The following is an 8,154-nucleotide window of genomic DNA, read 5'->3' as shown; positions in this document are numbered from 1 at the left end:
GCGATCGCCATGGGCCACCCGCTCGGCGCCTCCGGCGGGCGGATCCTGGGCACCCTGGCCCGTTCCCTGCAGGCCTCCGGGCAGCGCTGGGGCGTCGCCGCGATCTGCATCGGCGTCGGCCAGGGCCTCGCCGTCGTGCTCGAAAACGTAACTTCCCGCGATGCGGCATAGAGGACAGGGCTAAGACAGATGCTGAATTTCATCGACACCGTCGGCGAGGCCGTCGCCGGCATCAAGGATGGTTCCACCGTGATGATCGGCGGCTTCGGCAACGCCGGGCAGCCGTTCGAGCTCATCGACGCGCTGCTGGAGTGCGGCGCCACCGGCCTGACCGTGGTGAACAACAACGCCGGCCAGGGCGACCAGGGCCTGGCCCTGCTGATCAAGGAAGGCCGGGTGAAGAAGATGATCTGCTCCTTCCCGCGGCAGTCCGACTCCTGGCATTTCGACGCCAGGTACCGCGCCGGCGAGGTTGAGCTCGAACTGGTCCCGCAGGGAAACCTCGCCGAGCGGATCCGTGCCGCCGGCGCCGGGATCGGCGGTTTCTTCACGCCCACCGGCTACGGCACCATGCTCGCCGAAGGCAAGGAAACCCGCTTCCTGGACGGCAAGTGGCAGGTGTTCGAGACCCCCATCCACGCCGACGTCGCCCTGATCAAGGCCCTCACGGCGGACGGCCGGGGCAATCTGGTCTACCGTAAAACCGCGCGGAACTTCGGCCCCATCATGGCCGCCGCCGCGAAACACACCATCGCCCAGGTGTCCGGGATCGTCCCCACCGGCGGACTGGACCCGGAAAACATCGTGACCCCCGGCATCTACGTCAACAGCATTGTGAAGGTGGCCTGAGATGAGCATCCCAACCAATGACCAGAGTCTGCGGACCGGCAACCAGGCTGATCTCCAGACGTCCGGCAAGCCGCTGGGCCGTGACGATCTCGCCCGCCTCGTGGCCCGCGACATCGTCCCCGGATCGTTCGTGAACCTCGGCATCGGCCAGCCCACCCTGGTCTCGAACTACCTCGAGCCGGAGCAGAACATCACGCTCCACACCGAGAACGGCATGCTCGGCATGGGCCCGGAGGCCACCGGGGACCAGATCGACGGCGACCTCATCAACGCAGGGAAGATCCCCGTGACCGAACTGCCGGGGGCGTCCTACTTCCACCACGCTGACTCCTTCGCCATCATGCGCGGCGGACACCTGGACATCTGCGTCCTGGGCGCCTTCCAGGTTTCCGCCACCGGCGACCTCGCCAACTGGCACACCGGGGCCCCGGACGCGATCCCCGCCGTCGGCGGCGCCATGGACCTCGCCACCGGCGCCAAGGACGTCTTCGTCATGATGACGCTCCTGACCCGCGACGGCGTGTCCAAACTCGTGGAGACCTGCACGTACCCGCTCACCGGGATCGGCTGCGTGACCCGCGTCTACACCGACAAGGCCGTCTTCCTGACCGGACCCGACGGCGTCCAGGTGCGGGAGACCTTCGGCTGCACGCTCGAGGAACTCCAGGCCATGGTCCCGATGCCGCTCCGGGCGGCGGACCCAAGCTGACAGGCCTGCGGCCGGACAAGCTGTGGGCACCGCTAAAGTGATGCGGGACCGAGAGGCGGAAAATGACTGAGCCAGCCAAGAGCGGCGGCGCGCCCGCGGCCAGCGACCAGTACGTGCAGTCGCTGGCGCGCGGGCTCGCCGTGATCCGTGCCTTCGACACGGAACACCCCAAGATGACGCTGACCGAGGTGGCGGCCCGGACCGAGCTGACCCGGGCCACCGCCCGGCGGTTCCTGCACACGCTCGCGGAGCTGGGCTATGTCCGCACGGACGGCAAGATCTTCGCCCTGACTGCCAAAGTGCTGCAGCTCGGCTACGCCTACCTGTCCGGGCTCTCCCTGCCGCAGCTCGCCCAGCCGCATCTGGAAGAGCTCTCCCTCGAACTGGGGGAGTCGACGTCGGCCGCGGTGCTCGAAGGCACCGACATCGCCTACATCGCCCGGGTGTCCACCCGGCGGATCATGACGGTCGGCATCACGGTGGGCACCCGCTTCCCCGCCTACGCCACCTCCATGGGCAGGGTGCTGCTCGCGGCCCTCCCGCCGGCGAAGCTGGAAGAGTACCTCGCGGCCGCCGAGATCCGGCCCCTCACTCCCGGAGCCATCGGAACGCGGGCCGCCCTCCTGGCGGAGCTGGATACTGTTCGCGCCCAGGGCTGGTGCCTGCTGAACCAGGAGCTGGAGCTGGGCCTGATGTCCATCGCGGCGCCCGTCCACGACGGGCCGAAAGTGGTGGCGGCCATCAACGTCTCGCTGCAGGCCCAGACGGTGTCCGCGCAGCCCGACCCGGACGCCTACCTCAAGGCCGTGCGTGAGGCGGCGCTGGCCACGGCGGAAATTATCTCCGAGGACCTGACCTCGGGCCGGTGAACCGCGTCTCAGACGGGACGTCTGGGAAGGCGTACGTCTGGAAAGAAGTACGTCCGGGAAGGGGTACGTCTGGAAAGAGAACCGTCAGGCAGCGGGATCCGGGATGGGCTCTGTTGAAACCGTGATCGTCACGCCACCGGGTTCGTCACCGATTTTCAAGTGCAGGTCCCTGCCCACCAGCAGGGCATGGATGTCTTCGCTGCCTCCGGGCGCGATCTGCTCGGCCAGCCGTGTGAGCGCCAGCGCCATCGCCCGGCCCCAGTCGTGCGGATCGACGCTGGATGATTCTGCCGTCGCTGAGTAATTCTCTGTTTCAGTCATCTGCCCCCGCTTTCGGCGTCCGGAGCGCAGCCTCCGGCACATCACGAAACCCAGTCTAGTGAGCCTGCGGAGCGCGCGTCCACGATTCGCGCCGGCCCTGCGCAGGTTACGCGGGCACTGCGGCTAGGATTTTAGTTCGGGAACCCTCCGCCGAATTGCCCCTAAGGACGCCATGACAGAGAACAGCACCGCGACGTCGGAGACCCTGGAAACCGGGGACAATACAGCGTCCCGGCGCGCCGCCGTGGTTATCAACCCCATGAAGTCTCCCGGTGAGAGCTTCCGCGCCTCCTTCTTCCGCCTGTGCGAGACCCAGGGCTGGGCGGAGCCGCTGTGGCTGGAAACCACGAAGGAGGACACCGGGCTGGGCCAGGCCCGCGAGGCACTGGAGGCCGGAGTCGACGTCGTAATCGCCGCAGGCGGCGACGGAACGGTCCGCTGCGTGGCGGAAGTCCTCGCAGGCACCGGAACGCCGATGGGCCTGGTGCCCCTGGGGACCGGGAACTTGCTGGCCCGCAATCTCGGCATCGACATCACCGACCCCGTGGCGGCCAGCTACGACGTCCTGAGCGGCACGGACACCAAGGTGGACGTGGTGAAGGCCACGCTGGACCACGCCGAGACGGAATCCACCTTCCTGGTGATGGCCGGACTTGGCTACGACGCCGCCATCATGGCCAACACCGTCGACGAACTCAAGGACCGCGTGGGCTGGCTCGCGTACGTTGAGGCGGGCATCCGGCACCTGCCGGGCAAGCCCATCAGGGCGAAAATCAGCATTGACGGTGAGCACCCGGTACGGCGCCGCATCCGCAGCGTGATGGTGGGTAACTGCGGCAAGATCATGGGTGGCGTGGAGATCTTTCCCGACGCCAAGATCGACGACGGCATCCTGGACGTCGTGATTTTGGCCCCCATCGGCCGGTTCGGCTGGCTGGATGTGCTGGCCGGCGTCTTCGGCCGGAGGAACGCCAAGAACGCGTCGGTGGAATATTTCGCCGGAAAGTCAGCCGAGATCGAACTCGCCCACGAGCAGGAATTCCAGCTCGACGGCGACCCGCTCGGCAAGGCCAAGCACCTCAAGGTCACGGTCGAGCAGGATGCCCTCACCATCCGGATGACAGGAATCTGACCCCGCGCCAACCATCGGGCGGCTATTTCACCGGCCAGCCGGGCCACCGGCCGGCCGTGCCGGCTAACGCGCCGCCGGCCGGTGCGCCAGGATCTCCGCGAGTTCGGCCAAACGGTGTGCGCGGGCGGACTCGGCTGGCGTAAACGGCTCGCCGGGCCGGGAAAACGTAATGGGCCCGTGCCACGCCGTAGGGATTTTCAGGACCGTCCCGTCACCGCCCGTGGAGGGCGGGCCCTCGGTGATGCCGGCGGCCGTTCCGGGGATGATCCGTGCCCGCAGCAGTTCCGCGACCGCCAGCGGCAGCTCCTCCGGGCTGGCGGCGATCCGGGCGGCCAGGCTCAGTGCGCCGGTTTGCCCGTCGGCCATGGCCAGGGCGGTGGTCGGCCAGACGTGCGGGTCCGCTCCGCCGCCGGCCCGCAGCGCCCGGAGCAGCTCGGCTTCGCGGACTTCGCCCGGGGCCGAGAGCACAAACTCGTCCAGCACACCGCCGGCCACGGGATGAACATGAATGCTGAGGATGTTCGTGTTCAGGCCGGCCAGGGCCTGCGTCAGTTTCTGCAGCGACCCGGGCTTGTCTTTCAGGACGGTCCGCGCCCGCCACAGGGCGGGTGCGGCGCCGAGCCGTTTGCGGTGCCGCAGGGCCGGGGCATGCAGCCAGCCCCTGAGCATCCGGGCCGCCGAGGGTTCGGCCACCCAGATCACCAGGATGGTCGCGGTCATGGTCAGCACCAGGACCTTGGCAACGTATGGCAGGTGGGTTTGCACCACCGCCGCGTGCACCAGCAGTTCGATCGGGAGCATCACGGCGACATTGGCCAGGGTCAGCCGTGCCTTGGTCGGTTCGGGCATCTGGCCGCACACTTCGCAGCTCAACTCGGAGGTGGCCGGGGACTGGGCTTTGCCGGTGGTTTTGGCAGGGTTTTTGCCTGTAGCGTTGCGCGTCATGCTCCCATGATTCCGGCCGGCTGTTTCGGCCGGGTTGCCGCCGGGTGACGGTTTCGCGCCGGGACCGGGCCAGGCCGAGTGATCGTGCTGTTACAGGTCCGGTCCACCCTCCGGGCCGCGCTGGAGCAGGTGGCGGTGGGCGTAAAGGTCGCGGAGCAGGGCGACCTCGGCCAGGTGGTGGATCATCTCACGGTTGATGTGCAGGACCAGTGCTGCCATGGGGGCATCGGCGTACGGGCCCTCGGCCGGCCCGCAGGGTGCCGCCAATCCCGATTCGTGGAGGCCCTTCACGCCGTGGACCCACCGGCCGTAGTACTCGTCCAGCTGGGCCAGTGCCCCGGCCGCGGTGCCGGGGTAGGCGAAGCTCTGGTAGTCCAACGGTGGGCCGCCAAAGTGCGATGCCGTGCGTGCGCCGAGGACGCCGACCAGAATGTGGCACAGGCGCCACGCAATGGTTGTCACCGGAGCAGGAACGGGCTCCGGGTAGCTGAAATCTATGGTGAATTCACCCGAACCCGGCGCGGCCGGCGGCGTTGAGGCGTCTTTGCGGCGGACATTCCAGCCCGGTACCGGCTCCCAAAAGTACTCGTGGTCAGTCAACCCCTCCAGCCGCGGCCGGGCCTGATTGGCAAAATGCCAGTCCAGTTGGTCCACCAGCTCGTGGTTCCAACTAAGGTCCGGCATGGTGTTCCTCCTTGGCAGCCCAGCTCGCGCGGCGGGGCCCCTACATCAAAGCACTCCGGTCCGGCCGCCCGCCAGAGGGCCCGGCAAGGACGGGTCAGACGTGAGTTCGGCTTGCGGTTCCGGCCGGCTCGGACGAGTGTGCCTTCCCGTGCGGGTGTTCCCCGTCCGGGTGTTCACCGACGCGGGCGCGGGTGGCGGCGGAGTCCGGGCCGGCCAGATTGGCCAGCAGGTCGCGGATCTCGGCCAGCAGAGCGGTGTCGGCCGGGATCGGTTTCTCCTCGGGTTCGGCTGCCTTGAGCCGGTTCTTGACCATTCGGTTGATCCGGTTCATGGGGGCCACGAAAATGAAGTACACCACCGCGGCAGTAATCAGGAAGGTCAGGAAGGCCGTCACCACGGCGCCGATGTTGACGAAGGTCTTGTCGTTGCCAGGCCAGACGTAGAAGCCCAGGCCGTGGGTCTCGACTCCGCCGGCGGCAGCCAGGATCGGGTTAACGACGTTTGCGGTGAAGGCACTGACCAGGGCCGTGAAGGCGGTGCCGACCACGACTGCAATGGACAGTTCGATCACGTTGCCGCGCAGGATGAAATCCTTGAATCCTTTGAGCATGGGGAACCTCCGGTGTGCGGTGCGGGCTTGATTCAACCGATAGACGCTACCACTTCGCGGTGCAGCCGGCCGATCCCGATCAACGGATTCCGATGCCGCCGCCGCGCCGTTCCGGCGTAAACTCCCTCTTGGATGCCAGCGCCGCCGTCGTAACACTCCGGCTGTAACGAAAGGCGCCTGAACTCATGAAAAAATGCGTGAGAACCCGCCCATGAAGAGCTTTTTCGCTGTGAGGCCGGCGCTATGAAGGTGTTCGCCGAGATGTTCACCATCGCGCCGGGCAACAAGGACCACCAGGTTGCCTTCCGCTGCGCCGTGGGAGTCTTTGTTCCGCTGATCACGCTGGTGCTGCTGGACCGCCTGGATCTGGCAATCTTCGCTTCCTTCGGCGCCTTCACCGGCATCTACGGCCGCAACGAGCCGCACGCCAGGCGTCTGACCCTGCAGGTCCGCGGCGGCGGGCTGATGCTGCTGGTGATGTTCCTGGCCGCCCTCACCGCGCGGGTGGACGCCCTGGCCGGGCTGTCGGCGGCAGGCACCACCTGGGTCCTCGTGGTGGCCACCACCGTGATCGCGTGGGGCTGCTCCCTGGTTGTCGCGTGGTGGCGCCTGCGCCCCTCCGGTTCGCTGTTCCATATCTTCGCGTTCGCGGCCATCGCGTCAATCCCCAACCAGCCGCCGCTGTGGCAGGCCATGCTGGTGGCCGTCCTCACGGTGGCCTTCTCCCTGCTGCTCGGCCTGTCCTCGCGGGTGGCCCGGAGCCACCGGACCCCGTGGGTGAATCCGAGACCGGCGGCCCTCACTCCGCGGGAGAAACGCGCCGCGTGGCATGAAAGCTGGGGTTACCTCGTGGCGGCAGGCCTGGCGGGAACGCTGGGAACCCTGGCCGGGGAATGGCTGGGCATTGGCCACAACTACTGGGCGATGGTGGCCGCCGTCGTTCCGCTGGTGGGCCACACCACCCGGCACCGCGTCAGCCGCGGCCTGCAGCGAATCGCGGGCACAGCCCTGGGGCTGGTGCTGCTCGCCGGCATCCTGCTCCTGCAGCCGACGCCCTGGCAGACGGTGCTGGTCATTGCCGCGTGCCAGTTCGGCGCCGAGATGTTCATCGCGCGCCAGTACATGCTGGCGCAGGTTTTCGTCACGCCGCTGGCCCTGACCTCGACGCTTCTCGTGGCGCCCGTGCCGCCCGGCCTCCTGCTCCGCGACAGAATCGTCGAGACCATCATCGGCGCCGCCGTCGGCATCGCCGTCGTGCTGGCGCCCGGCGCGTGGCGCAAACTCAGGGGCCGCCGCGAGGCGCGGACCCCGGAGCGCTTCTCCTAGGTGTACTGCCCAGGGACGTTGGTTCGGTGAATGTGATGACTCGCTGGAGTCGTTGACCTAAAGGTGAGGACCTCCGGTTGCACAGTGGAGTTGCTTAGACAACCGCTGCAGCGACCAGGAGGTCCTCGTGTCCCACGCTAATGCCGCTTTGACTCCACGCCAACGTTTGCGCGTCGCGCGTCTGGTCGTAGACCACGGCTGGCCGGTGTCCCGGGCTGCCGAGCAGTTCAATTGCTCCTGGCCCACGGCCAAACGGTGGGCGGCCCGCTACGCCGCGATGGGTCAGGACGGCATGGCCGACAGGTCCTCGCGCCCGCACCGGGTGGCGAACCGGACGCCGCAGCAGCTGGTGCGCAAGGTAGTGCACCTGCGCTGGAAGCAACGGCTGGGGCCGGTCGCGATCGGGGCGAAGCTGGCCATGCCGGCCTCGACCGTGCACGCGGTTCTGGTCCGGTGCCGGCTGAACCGCCTGCACCACGTGGACAAGCGCACCGGGGAGGTCATCCGCCGGTACGAGCACGACAGGCCCGGGGCCATGATCCACGTCGACGTGAAGAAGCTCGGCAATATCCCCCACGGCGGCGGCTGGCGCTACGTTGGGCGGCAGCAAGGAGACCGGAACCGGGCAGGAACCCCGGACAAGGCGCGCAGCAGACACCGCGGGCCACTGATCGGGACCGCCTATGTCCACACCGTCATCGACGACCAC

At 68.0% G+C, this 8,154-nt stretch carries 10 protein-coding genes and 1 pseudogene; 7 read left to right on the top strand and 4 right to left on the bottom strand.

Annotation, left to right across the window (positions count from 1 at the left end):
• The 4 genes and pseudogenes from AC1DDH_RS20285 to AC1DDH_RS20270 form a co-directional block, all read left to right on the top strand.
• A pseudogene (locus AC1DDH_RS20285) lies at positions 1–171 on the top strand (3-oxoadipyl-CoA thiolase); the annotation flags it as partial.
• 18 nt (positions 172–189) lie between these two features.
• Complete coding sequence (locus AC1DDH_RS20280; protein ID WP_476851417.1) at positions 190–849, top strand: 3-oxoacid CoA-transferase subunit A; 660 nt, start codon at positions 190–192, stop codon at positions 847–849.
• Position 850: 1 nt separating this feature from the next.
• Positions 851–1,558: a 3-oxoacid CoA-transferase subunit B gene (locus AC1DDH_RS20275; RefSeq protein ID WP_230007404.1), complete on the top strand. Its 708-nt coding sequence runs from the start codon at positions 851–853 to the stop codon at positions 1,556–1,558.
• A 62-nt stretch (positions 1,559–1,620) separates the two neighbouring features.
• The gene (locus AC1DDH_RS20270) at positions 1,621–2,427 is read left to right on the top strand and encodes an IclR family transcriptional regulator domain-containing protein (protein WP_079555075.1); all 807 of its coding nucleotides are present in this window, start codon (positions 1,621–1,623) and stop codon (positions 2,425–2,427) included.
• 84 nt (positions 2,428–2,511) lie between these two features.
• On the opposite strand, the gene AC1DDH_RS20265 is transcribed toward AC1DDH_RS20270, so the two are convergent.
• Positions 2,512–2,748: a hypothetical protein gene (locus AC1DDH_RS20265; protein ID WP_476851420.1), complete on the bottom strand. Its 237-nt coding sequence runs from the start codon at positions 2,746–2,748 to the stop codon at positions 2,512–2,514.
• Between the two features lie 172 nt (positions 2,749–2,920).
• On the opposite strand from AC1DDH_RS20265, the gene AC1DDH_RS20260 reads away from it, so the two are divergent.
• On the top strand, positions 2,921–3,880 hold the full coding sequence (locus AC1DDH_RS20260) for a diacylglycerol/lipid kinase family protein (RefSeq protein ID WP_476859615.1): 960 nt from the start codon (positions 2,921–2,923) through the stop codon (positions 3,878–3,880).
• 63 nt (positions 3,881–3,943) lie between these two features.
• Here the strand turns inward: AC1DDH_RS20260 and AC1DDH_RS20255 are convergent, their stop codons facing one another.
• From AC1DDH_RS20255 to mscL, 3 genes are all read right to left on the bottom strand, one after another.
• Positions 3,944–4,825: an ACT domain-containing protein gene (locus AC1DDH_RS20255; RefSeq protein ID WP_476857683.1), complete on the bottom strand. Its 882-nt coding sequence runs from the start codon at positions 4,823–4,825 to the stop codon at positions 3,944–3,946.
• Positions 4,826–4,915: 90 nt separating this feature from the next.
• Positions 4,916–5,509, bottom strand: coding sequence for a DinB family protein (locus AC1DDH_RS20250; RefSeq protein WP_476956181.1), 594 nt, complete (start codon positions 5,507–5,509; stop codon positions 4,916–4,918).
• A gap of 94 nt (positions 5,510–5,603) precedes the next feature.
• Entirely contained in the window at positions 5,604–6,119 is a 516-nt protein-coding gene (gene mscL / locus AC1DDH_RS20245; protein ID WP_476956180.1) for a large conductance mechanosensitive channel protein MscL, read from the bottom strand.
• 243 nt (positions 6,120–6,362) lie between these two features.
• On the opposite strand from mscL, the gene AC1DDH_RS20240 reads away from it, so the two are divergent.
• Positions 6,363–7,445 (top strand): FUSC family protein, encoded by a 1,083-nt coding sequence (locus tag AC1DDH_RS20240; RefSeq protein WP_476956179.1) that lies wholly within the window; start codon positions 6,363–6,365, stop codon positions 7,443–7,445.
• Between the two features lie 127 nt (positions 7,446–7,572).
• On the top strand, positions 7,573–8,154 hold a 582-nt coding region (locus tag AC1DDH_RS20235; protein ID WP_476956178.1), incomplete at its 3' end, for a helix-turn-helix domain-containing protein.

Source organism: Arthrobacter sp. 10T425, from assembly GCF_056393985.1.
This window is presented reverse-complemented; position numbering and strand designations above follow the sequence as displayed.

Bases quoted from the DNA above. Each gene is read 5' to 3' on its own strand.
- AC1DDH_RS20270 (WP_079555075.1), top strand. From the start codon at position 1,621: ATGACTGAGCCAGCCAAGAGCGGCGGCGCGCCCGCGGCCAGCGACCAG.
- mscL (WP_476956180.1), bottom strand. From the start codon at position 6,119: ATGCTCAAAGGATTCAAGGATTTCATCCTGCGCGGCAACGTGATCGAA.
- AC1DDH_RS20265 (WP_476851420.1), bottom strand. From the start codon at position 2,748: ATGACTGAAACAGAGAATTACTCAGCGACGGCAGAATCATCCAGCGTC.
- AC1DDH_RS20250 (WP_476956181.1), bottom strand. From the start codon at position 5,509: ATGCCGGACCTTAGTTGGAACCACGAGCTGGTGGACCAACTGGACTGG.
- AC1DDH_RS20255 (WP_476857683.1), bottom strand. From the start codon at position 4,825: ATGACGCGCAACGCTACAGGCAAAAACCCTGCCAAAACCACCGGCAAA.
- AC1DDH_RS20260 (WP_476859615.1), top strand. From the start codon at position 2,921: ATGACAGAGAACAGCACCGCGACGTCGGAGACCCTGGAAACCGGGGAC.
- AC1DDH_RS20275 (WP_230007404.1), top strand. From the start codon at position 851: ATGAGCATCCCAACCAATGACCAGAGTCTGCGGACCGGCAACCAGGCT.
- AC1DDH_RS20240 (WP_476956179.1), top strand. From the start codon at position 6,363: ATGAAGGTGTTCGCCGAGATGTTCACCATCGCGCCGGGCAACAAGGAC.
- AC1DDH_RS20280 (WP_476851417.1), top strand. From the start codon at position 190: ATGCTGAATTTCATCGACACCGTCGGCGAGGCCGTCGCCGGCATCAAG.